Origin of the sequence: Tissierella pigra (assembly GCF_009695605.1) — a bacterium.
Taxonomy (GTDB): domain Bacteria; phylum Bacillota; class Clostridia; order Tissierellales; family Tissierellaceae; genus Tissierella; species Tissierella pigra.
In genome coordinates this window covers 1-19551 of record NZ_VUNQ01000044.1, presented here as the reverse complement: position 1 = coordinate 19551, position 19551 = coordinate 1, and the positions used below count along the sequence as shown (strand labels likewise).

Annotated in this window: 19 protein-coding genes; 2 read left to right on the top strand and 17 right to left on the bottom strand. The window is 29.1% G+C overall.

Annotation, left to right across the window (positions count from 1 at the left end; genetic code table 11):
- The first annotated feature begins 2 nt into the window (after positions 1-2).
- Both FYJ83_RS15405 and FYJ83_RS15400 read left to right on the top strand, forming a co-directional pair.
- Positions 3-1262 (top strand): Rossmann-fold NAD(P)-binding domain-containing protein, encoded by a 1260-nt coding sequence (locus FYJ83_RS15405; RefSeq protein WP_154442007.1) that lies wholly within the window; start codon positions 3-5, stop codon positions 1260-1262.
- Complete coding sequence (locus tag FYJ83_RS15400) at positions 1259-2305, top strand: flavodoxin family protein (RefSeq protein WP_154442005.1); 1047 nt, start codon at positions 1259-1261, stop codon at positions 2303-2305. Before FYJ83_RS15405 ends, FYJ83_RS15400 begins: the two co-directional genes overlap by 4 nt.
- 106 nt (positions 2306-2411) lie before the next feature.
- Here FYJ83_RS15400 and FYJ83_RS15395 read toward each other — a convergent pair whose 3' ends face one another.
- From FYJ83_RS15395 to FYJ83_RS15315, 17 genes are all read right to left on the bottom strand, one after another.
- A complete protein-coding gene (locus tag FYJ83_RS15395; protein ID WP_154442003.1) occupies positions 2412-2579 on the bottom strand; it encodes a hypothetical protein in 168 nt (55 codons plus the stop codon).
- A gap of 145 nt (positions 2580-2724) precedes the next feature.
- Positions 2725-3159, bottom strand: coding sequence for a hypothetical protein (locus FYJ83_RS15390; RefSeq protein ID WP_154442001.1), 435 nt, complete (start codon positions 3157-3159; stop codon positions 2725-2727).
- Positions 3160-3276: 117 nt separating this feature from the next.
- On the bottom strand, positions 3277-4611 hold the full coding sequence (locus tag FYJ83_RS15385) for a sensor histidine kinase (protein WP_154441999.1): 1335 nt from the start codon (positions 4609-4611) through the stop codon (positions 3277-3279).
- A gap of 2 nt (positions 4612-4613) precedes the next feature.
- Complete coding sequence (locus FYJ83_RS15380) at positions 4614-5327, bottom strand: LytR/AlgR family response regulator transcription factor (protein WP_154441997.1); 714 nt, start codon at positions 5325-5327, stop codon at positions 4614-4616.
- Between the two features lie 134 nt (positions 5328-5461).
- On the bottom strand, positions 5462-6829 hold the full coding sequence (locus FYJ83_RS15375) for an MATE family efflux transporter (protein ID WP_154441995.1): 1368 nt from the start codon (positions 6827-6829) through the stop codon (positions 5462-5464).
- A gap of 103 nt (positions 6830-6932) precedes the next feature.
- Positions 6933-8318: an NADPH-dependent glutamate synthase gene (gene gltA / locus FYJ83_RS20480; RefSeq protein ID WP_154441993.1), complete on the bottom strand. Its 1386-nt coding sequence runs from the start codon at positions 8316-8318 to the stop codon at positions 6933-6935.
- Positions 8318-9184: a sulfide/dihydroorotate dehydrogenase-like FAD/NAD-binding protein gene (locus FYJ83_RS20475; protein ID WP_154441991.1), complete on the bottom strand. Its 867-nt coding sequence runs from the start codon at positions 9182-9184 to the stop codon at positions 8318-8320. Before FYJ83_RS20475 ends, gltA begins: the two co-directional genes overlap by 1 nt.
- A 142-nt stretch (positions 9185-9326) precedes the next feature.
- Positions 9327-11015: a phospho-sugar mutase gene (locus tag FYJ83_RS15360; protein WP_154441989.1), complete on the bottom strand. Its 1689-nt coding sequence runs from the start codon at positions 11013-11015 to the stop codon at positions 9327-9329.
- Positions 11016-11161: 146 nt separating this feature from the next.
- Positions 11162-13024 carry a CotH kinase family protein gene (locus tag FYJ83_RS15355; RefSeq protein ID WP_154441987.1) on the bottom strand — a complete coding sequence of 621 codons (1863 nt, stop codon included), beginning with the start codon at positions 13022-13024 and terminating at the stop codon, positions 11162-11164.
- 15 nt (positions 13025-13039) lie between these two features.
- On the bottom strand, positions 13040-13732 hold the full coding sequence (locus FYJ83_RS15350; RefSeq protein ID WP_154441985.1) for a DUF4956 domain-containing protein: 693 nt from the start codon (positions 13730-13732) through the stop codon (positions 13040-13042).
- A gap of 25 nt (positions 13733-13757) precedes the next feature.
- The gene (locus FYJ83_RS15345) at positions 13758-14444 is read right to left on the bottom strand and encodes a polyphosphate polymerase domain-containing protein (protein WP_154441983.1); all 687 of its coding nucleotides are present in this window, start codon (positions 14442-14444) and stop codon (positions 13758-13760) included.
- A gap of 221 nt (positions 14445-14665) precedes the next feature.
- Entirely contained in the window at positions 14666-16081 is a 1416-nt protein-coding gene (locus FYJ83_RS15340; RefSeq protein ID WP_195838025.1) for a sensor histidine kinase, read from the bottom strand.
- An 18-nt stretch (positions 16082-16099) separates the two neighbouring features.
- Positions 16100-16783: a response regulator transcription factor gene (locus FYJ83_RS15335; RefSeq protein WP_154441979.1), complete on the bottom strand. Its 684-nt coding sequence runs from the start codon at positions 16781-16783 to the stop codon at positions 16100-16102.
- A 130-nt stretch (positions 16784-16913) separates the two neighbouring features.
- A complete protein-coding gene (locus tag FYJ83_RS15330) occupies positions 16914-17051 on the bottom strand; it encodes a hypothetical protein (protein WP_154441977.1) in 138 nt (45 codons plus the stop codon).
- A gap of 205 nt (positions 17052-17256) precedes the next feature.
- Positions 17257-18138, bottom strand: coding sequence for a YitT family protein (locus tag FYJ83_RS15325; protein ID WP_154441975.1), 882 nt, complete (start codon positions 18136-18138; stop codon positions 17257-17259).
- Between the two features lie 143 nt (positions 18139-18281).
- Entirely contained in the window at positions 18282-18710 is a 429-nt protein-coding gene (locus FYJ83_RS15320) for a hypothetical protein (RefSeq protein ID WP_195838024.1), read from the bottom strand.
- Positions 18679-19167 (bottom strand): YkvA family protein, encoded by a 489-nt coding sequence (locus tag FYJ83_RS15315; protein WP_154441971.1) that lies wholly within the window; start codon positions 19165-19167, stop codon positions 18679-18681. Before FYJ83_RS15315 ends, FYJ83_RS15320 begins: the two co-directional genes overlap by 32 nt.
- Between the last annotated feature and the right edge of the window lie 384 nt (positions 19168-19551).

Here is a 19551-nt window from a genome sequence, read left to right as displayed (position 1 = left end):
AAATGTATGAAAAATTTAAATTCTATAAGTTTAGAGATAATTATTTATTTTCCTTATGTAAATATAATGAACTCAATGAAGTATCAGAAGAAGAAATAAAATCTATTAGTGATTTAATATATTTTCTTAACCCAATGAATCCTATAAATTCAAGAAAATCTTTTGCTATATCCTCCCCTTCTTTATTATATTTAAAAGAGGAAGGGTTAAATATATTACAATTAGACTCTGTAGATTATAGTTCTCATATTCCAAGTTGGATAATAGATAAAATCAATGAGAGAAAAATTATGTCCATAAATACAAACTATCCTAGTTGGAAAAACTTACTTCTTAAACCAATAAAGAAAAAGTGGAGACTAAACCTTATAGCATTGGGAGATGTGGGAAGTACACTTCTTATAGGTCTAAGGCTTCTTGGTGGAGAGTTTATAGATACTATAGGTATTTATGACAGAAACTTAAATAGATTAAAAAGATGGGAATACGAGCTAAATCAAATAAGACGTCCCTTTGATGAACTAGCATTCCCTAAAGTTATTCCCTTAGAAGAAGATGATTTATTTGATTGCGATATGTTTATATTTTGTGCATCTAAAGGCATACCACCAGTGGGCAGTGATATAACAGATGTACGGATGGCTCAGCTTAAATCTAATTCTGAAATCATTGGTGAATATTCAAAGTTAGCTAGAGAAAGAAATTTTCAGGGTATATTTGCAGTAGTATCAGATCCTGTAGATTTACTTTGTAAGGTTGCATTTCTTGAAAGTAATAAAGATAATGAGGGAAATATGGACTTTAAGGGCTTAAGTTCCGATCAAATAATAGGATATGGCCTAGGAGTAATGAATGGTAGAGCTTGTTTTTATGCAGAACAATCTTCTGAAATGATTCATTATATTGAAGAAGGAAGAGTATTTGGACCTCATGGAGAAGGTTTAATTGTGGCAGATAGTATAAAAAACTACAATGAAGAAATATCAAATTATTTAACAGATAAAACAATAAACGCAAATAAAGAAGTTAGAGGATTTGGATATAAACCCTTTGTGGCCCCTTCCCTTTCTTCTGGTGCATTATCTATTATATCTACTATAAATGGTAATTGGTTCTATGGCTCTACATATATGAAGGAAGTATATATGGGCTCTAAGTGTAGATTGCTTCCATCTGGAATTGAAGTTGAACAGCTTGATTTATCTAATGAACTATTTAGTAAACTTCAAGAAACTTATAATAAATTGGCGATGATTATATGAAAGAAATAGTAGTCATAGTTCCAGAAAATCCTAGTAAATTATTATCTAAGATGATGTCTACCGTGTTGGATAATAGAGATTTTACAATAGTAAAATCTGCAGATGAAGTGGAAAACTTACAAAATAAAAGGATATTATTTGTCTTGGAATTAAATGAAATTGGTACATCTAATGTATTGAACAATATTTTTTCCAAACTCTATAAAATGGGAAAAGATTCTTTAAAGGACTCTGAAGGCACTGTTTTAATCCATAGCAACTATACTATGTTTACAAAAACCATGGCTCAGTCTGTAATCTTCTTAGCTAATAATCTTGGCTGTAGTTTTGTAGGCAGACCTTTAGTAGAAGCCACTGGAAATTTAGAAAATTTCATAGCTATGGAAAAAGTATATAATATGCCCCTAGAAAATATTTGTTTATATCAATGTCAGGAATTAGGTAAAAGATTTTTCTGTGATGATTTTAACTCTATTGAAAAAAAGAAAAAATTATTGGTTCTCCATTCCAGTAATAGACAAGTATCAAATACCCTTACTCTTTGGGATATGGTAAAGAAAAGCCTCCATAATATTGAAATAAATGAAATCAACGTAGGCAATGGAAATGTACTGGATTGTAAAGGTTGCCCCTATAAGACCTGTAAACATTTAGGAAATCAAAGTCGTTGTTTCTATGGTGGAATAGTAGTAGAGGAAATTTATCCTGCTATACTTGAAGCAGACTCATTATTATTTATTTGCCCTAATTATAATGATATGATAACTGCAAATTTAGTAGCCACCATAAATAGGCTCACTGCTTTATATAGACAAACTAAATTTTATGATAAAAGTATATTTTCCATTATAGTATCTGGCTATTCTGGTGGAGATGCCTTAGGAAAACAACTGATCTCTAGTTTAAATATGAATAAAACCTTTAGACTTCCACCCTATTTCTCCCTTATGGCAATTGCCAATGATAAAGGCTCCATAGAAAAAGTGCCAAATATAGAAACCTTGGCAAAATCCTTTGCAGAAAGGATAATAAATAGTATATGATTTATACTTAAAAATACCCTAACTTATCTTGATATGATGTTACCCCTAAATCCACATATAGAATTAAGGGGTAACATCATAACATAACTAGTGAGGGACTTTTTAATTATATTTTTTTATCAATTTTTTCATCAACCAAATTAACTAATTTATCCCATTTATCTCCGATTGCAGCACCTAATATAATCTCAAAAAATATTGTAAAAATTAAGTAAAATGGAAATATCATAATTACTATTATCATTCTATAATTCTTTTTTTTATTGTCAGACATTTTATATCACCTGTTTTCATATTATATCTTAAATATTAATCTATGAGACTATTTTATATAAAGATTAACATATAAGCTTTGTCGGACTGATATTGTTTTTTGCTATCCTCAAAATCTAATTGTAAACAATAATATTTTTATTTTATTAGGATATAATGGATAACTTGCCTTCTATATTTTCTAAAGCTCCACCTTTACTTCCGACATAAACATAAAATTCTCCAGTTTCTATACCTGTAAAAGTATGTTGTAATTCTTTGCCTGTTATTTCAAAATACTGTTTCCATTCTACTCCTTGAGCATTTACAATATCTTTAGCATCACTTAATGCTACAAATATTTTATCCTCTGATTCCATAGATATATCTATTTTATAACTAATATTTTTTTCTAATTTAACTTTACCTACAGATACTACTTCTTTTGCTGCAATACTATTGATCGATATATTTATATCCTTTTCAGCTTTTACTTTAGTTTTAGGAAATACAATAAGGTACAATGCAAATATTATTATAATTAGCCCTACTCCAAATAGAATCATATTTCTTTTTCCCACATACCTAGTATTTTTATTCATAAAATTACCTCCTCATAATATAATTTAATAGTTATATTTTATTTCCTACCTTATAACTTTCAAAAAACATACTCTCGCATATATAATTTGGACAGTTCCATCAAAGCTAGATTAATATTAATCTAACTTTTCCATAGGTAACATTATATTTAATTGAAATATTCCATTATTCCACTCATAGTTTAAGATTCCATTATATTTTTTTACTATTGCTTGTATACTTTTTACTCCAAATCCATGGCTTTCCTTGTTTTCCTTTGAGGTTTCAAGATTTCCGTATTTATTTATTGGGTTAATTTGTGTTGGATTAGATGTATCTATATGTAGATACTCCTTATATGTACTTATACTTATATTCATATTTCTTTCTTCTTTATTAACTATTTTCTCATTTGCTTCAATCCCATTGTCTAATAAATTTCCTAGTATTGTACATAAGTCTATGGGATTTATATTTATATCTTTCGAAAGGTTTATCTTTATATCTATATTAATACCTTTCTTTTTTCCTTCTAATTTTTTTTGGTTTAATATGGTGTCTAATATATCATTACCTGTTTTAATCCAAGCGTGAGTTTCAATTACTTCATCTCTTAGATTATTTATATAATTTTCCGCAGATTCTATTTTCCTTTGTTCTAATAGTTTATCTATACAAACTATATGATTTTTGAAATCATGATGAATCTTTCTAATTTCTGTATATATCTTTTCTTTTTCTTCTATTTCTTTTATGAGCATTTCATTCTTTATTTCTACTATTTTATAGTTACTTCTTTCTTTATAAACTTGGTTCAGTTTTATAAATATATAATATGTTATTACAACTATTAGTAGAGAACCTAAACTAATTAGGATTGATAAATATTGTATTTCTATATTTAAGTCATTTAAAATAATACTTATCTTAAATATCACTAATAAATTTACTCCTGACACTAAATATACAAATAATATCCAATACCAATAATATTTTGGAATATTTGTATCATTGTCTTTAGAATTATTTTTTACAATTCTCAAAGATATAAATAATATTAACTTAGCTATTTGTGACCCTAGCACTCTGCTCCATGTTTGATCTACAATAATTTGTTGAATATCTTTACTAATGAAATAACTTAGTATATTGGCTGTAACAATATCAGAAAATATTAACAAGAAAAAAAACATAGAAGTATAGTATGATTTTTCTCTTATATTTCCTTTAAATAATTTACTGACTCCATATAAAGATATTAGAAAAAACAATATGGTCCTCTCTATTGAATATATATTTATTTTAGTTAATATATATATAAGTATTGATAGTATTATAATGGACGAATAATATATTTTCTCTTTTATCTCCTTATTTCTACCTAACATATAATTTGAAAAATCATAAAACAAAATCACTTCAAATAAGCATAGTATGTATTCATATAATCCCCATAGCAAAGACTGTCCCATTTTTATCCTCTCCTTGCGGCTCTTATGAAAGCTTTTTTTACTTCTTCTATTTTATATCTACTTACAGACAGTTTTTCCTCTGTATCTAGGGTAATGTATAAGTTCCCAATGCTCTTTATATAATTTTCATTTACTATACAACCCCTATGAATGGACACGAAGCCTTTAGATAAAAATATATCTTCAATATCTTTAAATCTTCTTATATTTGTTTTATATTTTCTACTAAATGTCCTAATAGATACAACCCTATCTATAAATTCAAAATATAATATTTCTCTAAGATATAACCGTATTTCTTCTTCTATAGTTTGAAATATATATTTTTCATCTTTTAATACTTCCATTGCACTTTGTAGTGCTTCTACTAACTCAGTATCAATATACATTTTCCTAATGAATCTAAATATATTGTATTTAAAAGTCTGATATACTTTATCTTCCATAGAAGTCAAAAATATTAATAGAACTTCATTGTCCTTCCTCCTAATAGCATCAGCTACTTCTATGCCATCCATATTAGGCATATTTATATCTAAAAAAATAATATCAAAATTAGTGTTTTCTTGCTTGAGACTTTCCAATAATTCTATTCCATCTGTGAATTTATTAATTGCTATGATCTTTTCTTCATCTTTTAAGACTTCCTCTATATTACATGATATATAATCTAAAAAATATTTATCATCATCACAAATAGCAATATTTATCATCATCTTCTCTCCTATTCTATGTATTGAATATTTTATAGATAATATAATTATAGCATAATCAAGTAAATTTTTGACATCACTTCTAATTTATAACAACAAACAAAAAGCTATGATGGCTTAGCCATCATAGCTTTTATTTATCTTATGGTAATATATTTCCAATTGTTGGTTCTAAATCTGATGGAAATAAATATCCATCTAATACTTTGGTCGATTAATACGGCTAACCACGCTCCTGAAAGTCCCATACCTAATTTTATTACAAAAACATGTGCACAAATCCATCTAATAATTAAAATTCCTAGTAAAGTAGAGATTAATGTCCATACTGTATCCCCTGCTCCCCTAAGTCCTCCTGAAATAATCAATTGAGAACATTGGAAAGGTTGTATAAACGCCACTAATTTCAGTACAGCTCCTGCTCCTAGAATTACTTCCTTGTTATCAGTATATAAAGCTGCTATGGCTGAACCGAAGAAGAAAAATATAACACCCATAACTGTTGCTATTATCGCACCTATTTTACCACACATTTTTACATATGCCTCTGCTTTATCTGGTTCTTCTTCTCCCAGACTTCGCCCCACTAAAGTCGATGCAGATATTCCAAATGCCTGACCTGGAGTAAAAGATAGATTCAATATACTTATACAAATCTGATGTGTTGCATAGGGTACAGTACCTAACGAAGCTATAATCTTTGTAAATATTAGCATTCCTGCTCGCATAGCAAGTTGCTCTCCCGAGGCTGGCAATCCAATTTTAATTAAATTATATACTATATCTTTATCAAATTTAAATTTTTTCTTCAAATTTATATGGACTATGTTTTTTTGATTAAATACAACTCTCATCAATAATATACTTGCTATTACTTGTGATAGAGATGTAGATATTCCGGCACCTAAAACCCCTAGTCTTGGGAATCCAAATAATCCATAAATTAAAACGGCGTTACCAACTACATTTGATAAATTGGCAATAATATTTATTTTCATAGGTGTTTTAGTATCTCCTGAGCCTCTTAAAGAGGCAAATATAGAAAAGTTGAAAGCTTGAAATATAAATCCTGAAGCAATTACCCTAAAATAATCTCTACCTATAATAAGAGTATCCTCATGAGCACCAAAGAATTTCATAGCAGTATCTGTCATACCTAAACCTATAAATAGTATGGGGACAACTAATAGGATTTGAGTAAGTATAGTAACATGCTTTACTACAGATTCAATCCTATCCTCTCGTTTTGCTCCTATGTAACGCGCTACCATAGTTGTAGCACCAATATTTAAGGATTGTACTAATGCTAATCCTAAAAATACCAGTTGATTAGTAACACCGACTGCAGCAATAGATGCAGCTGTAGTAGCAGCATCTCCAGATCTGCCAAGCATCATCATATCTACCATACCGAAAAGAGTTCCCATTAAGAGTTCAATCAAAACAGGCGATGCTATTTTAACTATTTGATTTCTTAGATCTTTCTTATTAAGAACAGACTCCATTTACAATTCACCTTTACTTTCCTTATATTTAGTTCGACACTCTAAATATTATATCATAGAAAAACAAAAAAACAAACTCCCTAGAGAGAGTTTGTTTTTTATATTAATTATTTTTTGATTTTATATACTCATCCATTGCTTTAGCTGCATCTTTACCTGCGCCCATAGCAAGTATTACTGTAGCTGCTCCTGTTACTGCATCTCCACCTGCAAATACACCTTCTCTTGATGTCTGACCATTTTCATCAGCTACTATACATAGATGATTGTTTACATCTAATCCATCTGTAGTTGAAGAAATCAATGGATTTGGTGATGTACCTAAGGACATTATAACAGTATCCACTTCAAATTCAAACTCTGAACCTGCTATTTCTCTAGGTCTTCTTCTACCTGATGAATCAGGTTCACCTAATTCCATTCTTACACATTTAAGTCCTTTTACCCAACCATTTTCGTCTCCAAGAACTTCTATTGGATTTGTAAGAAGTTCAAATATAATTCCTTCTTCTTTAGCATGGTGAACTTCTTCAACTCTTGCTGGTAATTCTTCTTCTGTTCTTCTATATACTACATATACTTCTGCACCAAGTCTTTTAGCAGTTCTAGCAGCGTCCATAGCAACGTTTCCTCCACCTACTACTGCTACTTTTTGACCTACTTTAATTGGTGTATCGAATTCTGGTCTAAAAGCTTTCATTAGGTTATTTCTAGTTAAGAATTCATTAGCTGAGAATACTCCGTTAAGGTTTTCTCCTGGAATATTCATGAATTTAGGAAGTCCTGCACCTGAGCCTATAAAAACAGCTTCAAATCCTTCTTCAAATATTTCATCTACAGTAATTGTTCTACCAACTATAACGTTAGTTTCTATTTTAACACCTAATTTTTTCAAGTTTTCAATTTCATTTTTTACTACTGTTTCTTTTGGAAGTCTGAACTCTGGAATACCATAAACCAATACTCCACCTGGCTCATGAAGAGCTTCAAATATTGTTACATCATAACCTTCCTTAGCTAATTCACCTGCACAAGTAACACCAGCAGGACCTGAACCTATAATAGCAACTTTATGACCGTTACTTTCTTTAGCTTTTCCAACTTCGATTCCATTTTCTCTAGCCCAGTCAGCAGCAAATCTCTCTAATTTACCGATTGCAACTGCATCTCCTTTTTTACCTAAGATACAAGTGCTTTCACATTGAACTTCTTGTGGACAAACTCTACCACAAACTGCTGGAAGTGCTGAATACTCTGCTAGAACTTGAGCAGCTTCTGCAAAATTACCTTCTGCTATATGTTTAATAAATCCTGGAATATCTATAGAAACTGGACAATTTGGTCTACAGAAAGGTTTTTTACATTGTATACATCTTTTAGCTTCCTGTATTGCTTCTTCTTCTGTATATCCAAGACATACTTCTTCAAAGTTATGGTTTCTTACTTGTGGGTCTTGCTCTGCAATAGGAGTTCTTGTAAATTTATCCATTATTTTCTAGCCTCCTCTAACTGACATTTATAAGCTTCATCTTTTTTAACTTCTTCAGTCTTATATTGTCCTTGTCTTTTTAATGCCTCATCGAAGTCTACAAGATGTCCATCAAATTCTGGTCCATGAACACATGCAAACTTTGTTTCATTACCTACTGTAACTCTACAAGCACCACACATTCCAGTTCCATCTACCATTATAGGATTAAGTGATACAACAGTAGGAATATTTAATTTTTTAGTTGTCAATGCAACGAATTTCATCATTATCATAGGTCCTATCGCTATACATACATCATATTGTTTTCCTTGATTATTTACTAAGTCCTCTATGTAATTAGTAACTAATCCATGGAATCCATAAGAACCATCATCTGTTGCTACATATAGATTTCCTGCAACTGATTTTAGTTTGTCCTCTAAAATAACTAAATCTTTAGTTTTAGCTCCCATAATAACATCAACTTCTACACCGTGCTCATGTAGCCATTTTACTTGAGGATAAACAGGTGCCGTACCTACTCCACCAGCTACAAATAATATTTTCTTTTTCTTTAGCTCATCAAGGTCTTCACTTACAAACTCTGATGGAACTCCTAAAGGTCCAACAAAGTCCTTTAATGAATCTCCTTTTTCAAATGCTGCAAGTTTTTTAGTAGAGCTACCCATAGATTGAACTACTATTTGTACTGTTCCTTTTTCTTTGTCATAGTCACAAATTGTAAGTGGTAATCTCTCACCTGTCTCATCTGTAATTACAATAACAAATTGTCCTGGCTTAGCGGAATTCGCTACTCTTGGAGCCAAAATATCCATTGAGAAAATATTTGGAGCAAGAATTTCTTTTTCTACAATTTTATACAATTGTACTTCCCCCTTAATAATATATTTATTTCATGCTTTAAAACTTTTAGTAATTTATAAAACATTTTATTTTACATCACCAAAATTTTAACATATCCGTATATTTAATTCAACCTAATTTAGAATTAAATAATCTTAGTTATTATTCAATTGAATTTATTTTTTTTAAAACTGCAGATTCTATAGTGTTTATTTTGTCCTCTGAAACCTTACTATTTATATCTTTTGAATAAATATAAAGTTTTATTTTTGGCTCTGTACCTGAAGGTCTTACGGCATACCAAGAACCATCTTCTAAGTAGTATTTTAGAACATTGGATTTAGGATTTCCTGTATTATCTAACAGGTAATCTATAGTTTTTTCAAGTTTTATGCCATCAAAATCCATTATTGGTCTTTTTCTAATTTCTTCCATCATTCTGCTTATTCTTTGACTTCCTTCTATACCTTCCAATACTATAGATATAAGTTTTTCTTTATAATATCCATGCTCCTTGTATATATCTTCCAATACATCTAGTAATGATTTTCCTTGTTTTTTATAAAATCCTGCCATTTCTGCTATAAGCATGGAAGTATTTACTGCATCTTTATCTCTTACCATAGTTCCATATACATATCCTATACTTTCCTCATATCCAAATATAAAAGTATGCTCTCCTGTTTTGTCAAATTCATTGGCTTTACCACAAATATTTTTAAATCCAGTCAAAGTTTCTATAGTTTCCACTCCATACTTTTTGGCTATTGATTTACTTAAATCTCCAGTAACTATTGATTTAACTATAACTCCATTTTCTGGAATATTATTTAATCTATTTCTTTGAGATAATATATAATTTACTAATAGCACTCCCGCTTGATTGCCATTAATAAATTTAAACTCTCCATTCTTATCCCTTACCATCATAGCAACCCTGTCACAATCTGGATCAGTTGCTATAATTAATTCTGCATCTTCTTTTTTCCCCAATACTTTAGCATAATCGAATGCCTTTACATCCTCTGGATTTGGATATCCTACTGTTGTAAAGTTTGGATCTGGATTCTCCTGTTCTGGTACAACGATTATATTGGTAAATCCTCTTTTTGAAAGTATTCGCCTTACTGGAATATTTCCAGTACCATTAAGAGGTGTATATATAATCTTTATATCCTTATCTATATCATCATCAAGTGATAAACTAAGCAAATCTTTATCATAATCATCATCAATTTCTTTACCTATATATTCAATTAAACCCTTATTCTTAGCCTCATCTAAATCCATAAGTTTTATTTCTGAAAAATCTTTTATATTTTTTATTTCCATAAGGATTTCATCTGCTATATCGTCTAAAATCTGAGAACCATCTTCCCAGTAAACCTTATATCCATTATAGTCCCTTGGATTGTGACTTGCTGTAACTACTATTCCAGATATGGCATCTAACTTTCTAATAGTATAAGACAATAAAGGTGTAGGTCTTATTCCTTCAAATAAATAAACCTTTATTCCATTGGCTGCCAATACTCTAGCAGCTATTTGAGAAAATTTATCTGAATAATGTCTTACATCATAAGCAATAGCCACACCTCTATTCATAGCTTCTTTTCCTTTATTTACTATGGTTTTTGCTAGTCCTTCAGTGGCTAAAGATACAGTATATATATTCATTCTATTGGTTCCAGCTCCAACCTTTCCCCTTAGTCCAGCAGTTCCAAAGGATAAATCAGTATAAAATCTGTCCTCTATTTCTTTGTCATCTGCAATTTGTCTAAGTTCTAATCTCGTTTCTTCATCAAAATAATCATTTTCTAACCAGCTATTGTATTTATCTTTATAATTCATAAAATCACCTCAATATATTGATTTGGTTTCATTCTTTTCTTATATTGTATTTGTTATTACCTAATTTGTCCATAGTTTAGGGCAATATCAATATAATTATAAAAACATTCCCAAAACGCCATGGTTCTAGAAATGTTTTTATTTATTTAAAGGGGTCTAATATACTTTTTTCGCTTGAAACTACTTATAAAAATTAAAGATAATATTAATGCCACTATAGAAGCAATAAATATAATTATTTTTTTTGTATCTATATTATTTTTATATTCCATATTATTCCTATTTCTATTGCCTTGCTGAGACATATTTCTATTAGTTTTATCTCTCATATTATTTGGCATCTGCTTTATCATTTTCAGCAATTCTTCTATTTGTTCACTATTTAACCCTAATTCCGCTAACTGCCTCCTATCCTCATCTGTCAATTCTTCACCAGACAATTCTTTGATTATCTCCATTGCCTTAAACATAGTATCTGGATTTTCTCCATTTCCAAAATTACCAGGTGGAGTCATTTTATCTGAATTCATCATATTATTTCCAACACCTTTCCCCATAGAACCTAATGCTGATAAATCTATATTAGTTTTTATATCTCCATAGGTAGTAGTTGGCTGCTGTCCTTTAAGCTGTGCCATAACACTTTCTGCCCTATCTTTCCCAAACTGCAATAATATAGGAAGGGAATTTTGATATTCCTCATAGGTATAAAAGGCAGTAGGATCACTTTTTATATAATCTTTTATTAATTCATTAACTCTACTAATAGATGTTTTGTATTTCCCAGATTCAATATAATTTATAGTTAAATCCTCTAAATATTGATAATATATTTCCTTATATTCTTGTTTCTCTAGTAGTTTAGATATAAGAGGACTATTTTCCATAGTATCTGTAACTGGATTATCTATTGGAAAATTTATGGCCAATGAGCCATTATTTATTTCATGTCCCCCAAAGGAGAGATTAAAGTCCCACGGTAATATTTGAAACTTTCCATTCCTTTCATATAAATAGTAATTATGTTTTAAGTTTCCTGCATAACTATCTAGATTTACAAGAAATGTATTTGCTACAAAATATCTAAGTATCTCATCTACATCTAAATACTCTTCTAAATTTGTACCTGCATCTAAATTCTTCATCATTTCAACTACTATATTATAATCATCCTCATTAGTTGTCTTAAATATGGAGTTATGAAAGATTCCAGAGTAATTAGAAATATCGTCTCCAGTATATACTAGATTTGTACCGCTATTTCCTCTATTAAAGTCACCAAAACTCCTTGGATTCTTGGTATCATTTTTATGTTCTATGTCCTCATTATTTTTTTCTGGTTGTCTTTCCATGTTCCTGTTCATATTACCCATTTCCATGGTTTCTGGTTTATAAAGATTGCCTTCTAGACTTCCAAATTGTCTTTCAATAAAACTTTCCTCCATTACTTCCACTGCTAAGTATAATCCCCACTCCTGTCCATTTACCTTAATATTTGTATAGGCAAAGCCAGGTACAGCAACTCCTAATTCATCAAAAATTTCATATGATAAATACTCCTTCATATTTGTAGTATCACCAATATTATTATTCAGTGCCAATTTCTCTAAGCCATAGTAGTCCTGTCCCTTAATATATTTATCAAATTTAATCTTAAAACTATATCTATCTGTAGTATCATCACCTGCTACCATATTTAGGCTGGAATTACCTTTTGCTCTGATTCCTACATTTGAAAATGTTTCCCCATTTATAGTAATATCACAATTATAATATTCTTCTTTTATGGCATTCTGTAATAAATCATTCCATTGGTCTTCATCTATTTTAATATTTATTTCTGATACTTTATTCTTATTAAATATCTTACTTACATAGTCTGGCTGTTTAATATTAGCACTATCTATATCATTACTGTTAGTCATATTTTTCATAGAAACCATTAGTATCATAGCAACCAGAAAAATAGAAATCACTGATATGATTGCTAAACTTCTCTCTTTTATCATCAAATCACCTTCTCACTAAGCCATATAATCTCCATTATAACTAACCATAACTACATTGGAAACTCCTTCTATATATGATAGTTCATTTATAAAATCAGTAGTAACTTCCTTTAATCTAATTTCAACAGTAAGTTCTATACCATTATGCTTTGAAACAGTCTTAGATTTTATTAAATATTTTTGTACTCTATTATTTATAATATCTAAAACATCCTTTTCACATTTATCACCTTCACAATTAACTACCATTATATATGGTGTTTCATTTGTCTTTTTATTTACAAATAAAACCAATACAATCCCTATAAATATTGAGCCAAATATTGCCAGTGGTATTAATCCAGCACCTAATACTATTCCTCCAGAAATTGACCAAAATAAAAATGCTATATCAATAGGCTCTTTTATTGCAGACCTAAAACGAACAATTGATAATGCACCAACCATACCAAGAGATAGAACTATATTGGAAGTAACAGCCAATATAATCAGTGTTGTAATAAGGGTTAAAGCCATAAGTGCCACACTAAAACTTGAAGAATACATAACTCCTGTAAATGTTTTCTTATAAACTGTCATAATAAATAATCCTAAAACAAAGGCAAGTCCCAGAGCTATAATCATATCCATTGCAGAAATTCCGCCTATTTTATCTAAGAAACTTGATTTAAAAACGTCTCCAAAATTTATTGTATTTGTTGTATTCATTTTTTCATCTCCAATTTTATTAGTTTTAGCCAAATGCCCTTGAAAGAGCATATTTTGAAACTGAAGTAATCCTTCTTTCTCCTATTTGAAGTATGTCAGATATAATATTTGGAATAAATTCATCATACTTTACTTCTAAAATAATTATATTTGAATCCAATGCTTTTACAGTGGGAATATCTTTATCAAATATTTTTTTTGAAAAAATACCTGTTCTTATTGATTTATCAAAGGTTACTCTAACGTTACCTGTAGAATAAGTATAAGCTTCACGATTATAATCTACTATGGTTTTTGGTCTAAATAATTCACTTTTCATCTTAATATAAAGTTCTTTTAATAAATCATCATCCTTATATCTTATCCAGTCAATATCTTCATTTAAAATTTTATTACATTCATCTACAGAAACTAAAGTACTGAATTTTGCTGTAAGTCCATTGTTTTTAATCTTTTTTTCCAATTTAATATAAGAGACATCATTATTATAAAATCTAATTCTAAATTTCTCTCTATGATTTACACCAGCTATTTTTTCAAATAAAGCTTTATCATTTATATCATCAAAATATATGCTTCTTATGAAATATCCTTCATCTCCTTTAGAATTTCTATCTAATTTCATCAGATGTTTTAGTCTAGTTCTAATAACATAGTAATCTCCTAAATTTATATAAAGTTTATGCTCATGTCTATATTTGATACTATTCATATTTTTCACCTCCAAATTTTATATCTAGATTAAGGATATATTTCTTTTGTGAAATCTAGATGATAACTAATAGAAATACTTGTGAAAATCATTTTCCGTATTTTTGCATGACTTATTGAATTAGATCATAAAAAATACCTCCAAGTAGACAGTCTAATTTTAATTAATTAGACTGTCTACTTTGGAAGTATAATATCAAATCTTATCTTTTATGGTTATATTTATTTATTAGCTTTTAATTGAAACCAAAATATGGTTCCTTGGTTAGTATAACTTTCCACCCCAAAATCTGAGTTATGAGCCATCAATATATTTTTGACAATAGAAAGTCCTAGCCCAGTCCCTATTACTGCCCGCTTATGGTTTTTACCTACCATATAGTATCTATCCCATATGTGATCTAACTCTTCTTTAGGAATTCCTTTTCCTGTATCTTTTACTTCATATTTAATATAACTGCCAACATCTTTAATATTTATAAATACCGACTTATCATCTCCAGTGAAATTCACGGCATTACTAATTAGATTATAAATTACTTGCTCTATTTTTTTCTCATCACCACATACTTTTACTTCATCATCACAGTTTAGAATAAAAGTAAATCCTTCTTTTTCTTCAAGAATTAAAAATCTCTTTAAAATATCCTTCGTAGTCCCAACTACATCAAATTCTTCATGATTCATCTGACTAAGATTTGCCTCAACCTTAGATAAATCTAAAATATCATTAACAAGTGTAGTCAGTCTATCTGATTCATCTATAATTACGTTTACATGAGACTTTCGTTTTTCTGGATTATCGCCTGATATATCTCTTATCATCTCTGCATAAGATTTTATTAATGTAAGTGGTGTCCTTAAATCATGGGATACATTTGAAATTAACTCTCTTCTTAGTTCTTCAACTTTCGATAGTTCCTTTGTAGTGTAATTTAATGTAGAAACTAGATTATCTATTTCTGTATAATCACCTTTTTCAAACACAATATTATAATTACCTTTAGCCAAAACTGATGCCGCATTGGTTACTTGGGTAATAGGTTTAGATATTTTAGATGCAATAATAAATGATAATCCCAATGATAATAGCAAGGATATTATAGTTACTATAATAAGCTGATTTTTTAAAACAAAAGTAGTGGAATCTATGGGATCTAATAATCCATTGATGTATAAATATAGATTTTCTCCATTCTGCCCTTGTAATACAGCACCATAAACTATGGTTGGTCTTCCTAATCTGAAATCTTCTGTAGTATATAAAATTTTTTCTTGATCTTCTTTCTCTAATTTATCTATAAATTTCCTTGATTCCATAAAATCAAATTTAGGAGGTCTAGGGTCAAAGGATGTATTCATAGGAAATATTGGAACACCATCTTCATTTAGTATCTGAATAATTAGCCCTTTACTGAAGGATATTGTATAAATAATATCTTCAAAATCATCCTTTCCATATTCTACTACTAGGCTGTCTCCAATTTTCTTAATCTCATTAGTCTTCATTGACTTATAATAGGTATTTAAAAATACAATTTGAAGAAGCCATAATATGGTCATAATAGTTGCTGCAAATAAAACAAAATATGTCCACAATTTAAATTTTAGACTGTTTACATCTAATCTATTTTTCAAAATTACCACCATTTCTATTTATTTTATATATTCAAATTTATATCCTAATCCTCTTAATGTTACAATAAAATCCCTATATGGTTCTATACTATTTCTAAGCATTTTTATATGGGTATCAATGGTTCTATAATCACCAAAGAAATCATAACCCCAGACCTCATTTAATAATTTATCCCTAGTCAAAGCAACGTTCTTATTTTTAACCAAATAAAATAATAACTCATATTCCTTTGGAGTCATATCTACTTTTACTTCATCAACAAACACATTTCTTCCTAGCATATCAATTACAAGACCATCAAATTCATATATTTCATTAGAATTGCTATCATTTTGTATTTTCTTATTACGGCTAACAATTACATTTAGCCTAGCCATAATTTCTTTGGGTGAAAAAGGCTTTACTACATAATCATCAATTCCTATTTCAAAACCAAATAATTTATCATATTCTTCTCCCCGTGCAGAGAGCATAAGTACAGGTATATTCTTTATCTTTTTAATCTCCTTATAAGCAGAAAAACCATCTAATTTAGGCATCATTATATCCATTACTATAACATCAAAATCTTGTTCTTTACATATATTCACAGCTTCCATTCCATCTTTGGCTTCTAACACTTGATGTCCTTCAAATTCTCCATACTCTCTGATAACCTCTCGAATTCTCTCCTCATCATCTACAACAAGTATCCTAAACATAAAACTCCTCCTATATATCTTCTAGGAAATCCTTCCTTATCTATATTATAAATCTTCAATGTGTTAGTTATGTGATAAATTTTATAGATATAAGTATGAAAAAAGAGGGTAGTATTATCTACCCTCTTGATCAATATCTCGTTCTACTTATTTCTTCGGTGTTCTCAGAATGACACTTTAGACAACTTATACCTTCTTCATAGTTCTCATCCCAGATATGCCCACAGTCCTTACATATAAACTTAACTGCTGTTACGGATGCAGCCATATTTCCACCCCCTATATAAACATATTATGATATTCATTAAATAAAATGCTTCCATTTGTTTATATTATATCAAACTTTGATAAAAAAGTCACTAAGCTTTAATAAAATAATAAAGACAATTGTAAAGGGATGTCGTAGGACATCCCTTATAATTATCTTTACATTATTTTATTTCTTTTTATAAATTAAAACTAATAATTTGTTATTATATTTCTGCTGTTTTAAATCCTTTTCCCTTTACTTCTACTACATCGGTTATAGTAAAGAATGCTTTGGGGTCTACATCATTTACTATTTCTTTTAGCTTTGCAATTTCTCTAGAGGTAAGAGTACAATATATAATATTTCTATCTTCATGAGTATATCCTCCTTGACCCTTTAGGAGAGTAACTCCTCTGTGTATTCTTTCTATAATAGCAAGAGATAATTCTTGAGACCTTTCTGATACAATTATAACATTTTTTTGTATATTAAATCCAATTTGTACCTTATCAAGTATTTGATACCCAGCATACATTGCTATTAAGGTATACATTGCAGATTTATATCCAAATAATAAAGATGAAAGTGAAATTATAATAGTATTTGCCATCATCAATCCTGTTCCAATATTCATATTATACTTCCTTTTAAGGATTGCAGCTATTACATCAAATCCTCCTTGACAAGTTCCATGTCTAAACATTAGTCCCATACCAATTCCATTAAATACTGCTCCAAAGACTGAACCGAGGAATATGTCGTCTATTATAAAATATTTTGAAAATCCCTTTGTTATAGTCAGCCAAGAAGAAAACACTATCATGGATATAAAGGCATATACTACAAATTTTCTATCTAACATTTTAGCCCCTAATACAAATAATGGTAAATTCATTAAGAATACAGATATTCCCGTAGGTAAATTTGTTAAATATTGAATCATAATTGCAATCCCACCAACGCCTCCACTTAATAACCCATTGGGTACAAAGAATAAATTAATTGCTAAGGCACATAATAAATTACCTAAAACTATAAAAAATACTTTTGTACATATTTCTTTAGGTTTTCCTAATATTGACTTTTCCATTTTGCTTGTTTTCATTTATGAACTCCTTATTTCTATGTTTTATTTAATGCTTTATATATTATATATTATTCCATCTACTATATTACCTTATAAGCAAAATATAATCAATCATATCTTAAATAGTAAAAAAAGAGAGAATCCTTCTCTCTTTTTTATACTCAAGAACTACATATGTTTTTATACATCTGATAAAATATACTAGCTGTATCTATCTCATTCTGTGATAGATTCCCTTTGCTAAGTACTTCTTTTAGTTCTTCATCTCCATCTGAAAATATTTGTAAGTTTCTAAAGATATATACAAGGTTAATGGCTTCATCTTGAACTAAATTTAAAGCCTTCATAAATTTTATTTTATCGCTTTTATATAGTTCAGCAACTATATCTGCAAACTCAATTGTAAATACTCCCGAGGGATTGCTATATAGTTTTAATATTTGAGATAATTCTTCTATACTTCTAGAATCATAGTCTTCAATATAAACAAATAGTTCCTCTAACTTATTGGAGTTTTCTAGTAACTCCTTCCAATCCCCCCAGTACAATTCATCTAAATCAAATTTCTTCATCAGTATCTTCATCTTCATTTAATATATCATCTATGTCTTCTACATCTGCTGTATCATCTACAAATTCTGCCTTCATCTCTATGGTTTCATCTGTTTTATTTATACTTCGCCATTGTTTATAAGTTTTTAATTCATCTGAAATCTTCTTAACCACATATGCTATTACAGCTAAATCATCAATAAATCCTCCAGGTAAAAAGTCTGGCACTAAATCTAAGGGATTTACTAAATATAATAATGATATTATTATCATTATTACAGAAGTCTTTGATAGTTCCTTATAATCTCCTTTTATCCAATCTTTGACCAAATCAATAATTAGTTTTAAATCCTCCCAAATCTCCATTAACTGTTTATTTCCCTCTGCCTTTTCTTTAGCTGTAATTAAAAGTTGTTTAAGCTTATCTGTATCAAAATAAATTGTATTTGCTTTTGACTCTAATTTTCTTATTATTTCTTCAAAGTCTATTTTCATTTTTATCCTCCATTTATTCTTTTTCCTTATCTTAATTATACTATTCTTTTAGACTTTTTATCCAATATTTTATATAAAATTTATTAAGAGGCTGTTTCAAAAATGAAAAACCCATAAAAGAAAAACAGGTCTTAGAGCAATAGCTCTAAGACCTGTTTTTTAGTATAATTTAACTGCGATGAAAAATCATACTAAATTTAATTATAAAGCTAAAATCAAAAAAATGCAACTACTTTTAGTTTTGATTTGGCTAATAATCTAGAGAAGTCAAACATATGTGACACAGACCTCTGAAAAATTTTCTCTGAATAATGCTGTGGTTTTCTTAAATTGCTAGTAATTATTTTGTCAAGGAGGAAAGCGATAGCGATCCTTGATTAAATA

Excerpts from the sequence above, each read along its gene's own strand:
- FYJ83_RS15355 (WP_154441987.1), bottom strand. The coding sequence starts at position 13,024 with ATGATAAAAGAGAGAAGTTTAGCAATCATATCAGTGATTTCTATTTTT.
- FYJ83_RS15345 (WP_154441983.1), bottom strand. The coding sequence starts at position 14,444 with ATGAATAGTATCAAATATAGACATGAGCATAAACTTTATATAAATTTA.
- FYJ83_RS15400 (WP_154442005.1), top strand. The coding sequence starts at position 1,259 with ATGAAAGAAATAGTAGTCATAGTTCCAGAAAATCCTAGTAAATTATTA.
- FYJ83_RS15390 (WP_154442001.1), bottom strand. The coding sequence starts at position 3,159 with ATGAATAAAAATACTAGGTATGTGGGAAAAAGAAATATGATTCTATTT.
- FYJ83_RS15360 (WP_154441989.1), bottom strand. The coding sequence starts at position 11,015 with ATGAATTATAAAGATAAATACAATAGCTGGTTAGAAAATGATTATTTT.
- FYJ83_RS15405 (WP_154442007.1), top strand. The coding sequence starts at position 3 with ATGTATGAAAAATTTAAATTCTATAAGTTTAGAGATAATTATTTATTT.
- FYJ83_RS15350 (WP_154441985.1), bottom strand. The coding sequence starts at position 13,732 with ATGAATACAACAAATACAATAAATTTTGGAGACGTTTTTAAATCAAGT.
- FYJ83_RS15315 (WP_154441971.1), bottom strand. The coding sequence starts at position 19,167 with ATGAAAATAGACTTTGAAGAAATAATAAGAAAATTAGAGTCAAAAGCA.
- FYJ83_RS15395 (WP_154442003.1), bottom strand. The coding sequence starts at position 2,579 with ATGTCTGACAATAAAAAAAAGAATTATAGAATGATAATAGTAATTATG.
- FYJ83_RS15385 (WP_154441999.1), bottom strand. The coding sequence starts at position 4,611 with ATGGGACAGTCTTTGCTATGGGGATTATATGAATACATACTATGCTTA.
- FYJ83_RS15335 (WP_154441979.1), bottom strand. The coding sequence starts at position 16,783 with ATGTTTAGGATACTTGTTGTAGATGATGAGGAGAGAATTCGAGAGGTT.
- FYJ83_RS15330 (WP_154441977.1), bottom strand. The coding sequence starts at position 17,051 with ATGGCTGCATCCGTAACAGCAGTTAAGTTTATATGTAAGGACTGTGGG.
- gltA (WP_154441993.1), bottom strand. The coding sequence starts at position 8,318 with ATGGATAAATTTACAAGAACTCCTATTGCAGAGCAAGACCCACAAGTA.
- FYJ83_RS15380 (WP_154441997.1), bottom strand. The coding sequence starts at position 5,327 with ATGATGATAAATATTGCTATTTGTGATGATGATAAATATTTTTTAGAT.
- FYJ83_RS15375 (WP_154441995.1), bottom strand. The coding sequence starts at position 6,829 with ATGGAGTCTGTTCTTAATAAGAAAGATCTAAGAAATCAAATAGTTAAA.
- FYJ83_RS15320 (WP_195838024.1), bottom strand. The coding sequence starts at position 18,710 with ATGAAGATGAAGATACTGATGAAGAAATTTGATTTAGATGAATTGTAC.
- FYJ83_RS15325 (WP_154441975.1), bottom strand. The coding sequence starts at position 18,138 with ATGAAAACAAGCAAAATGGAAAAGTCAATATTAGGAAAACCTAAAGAA.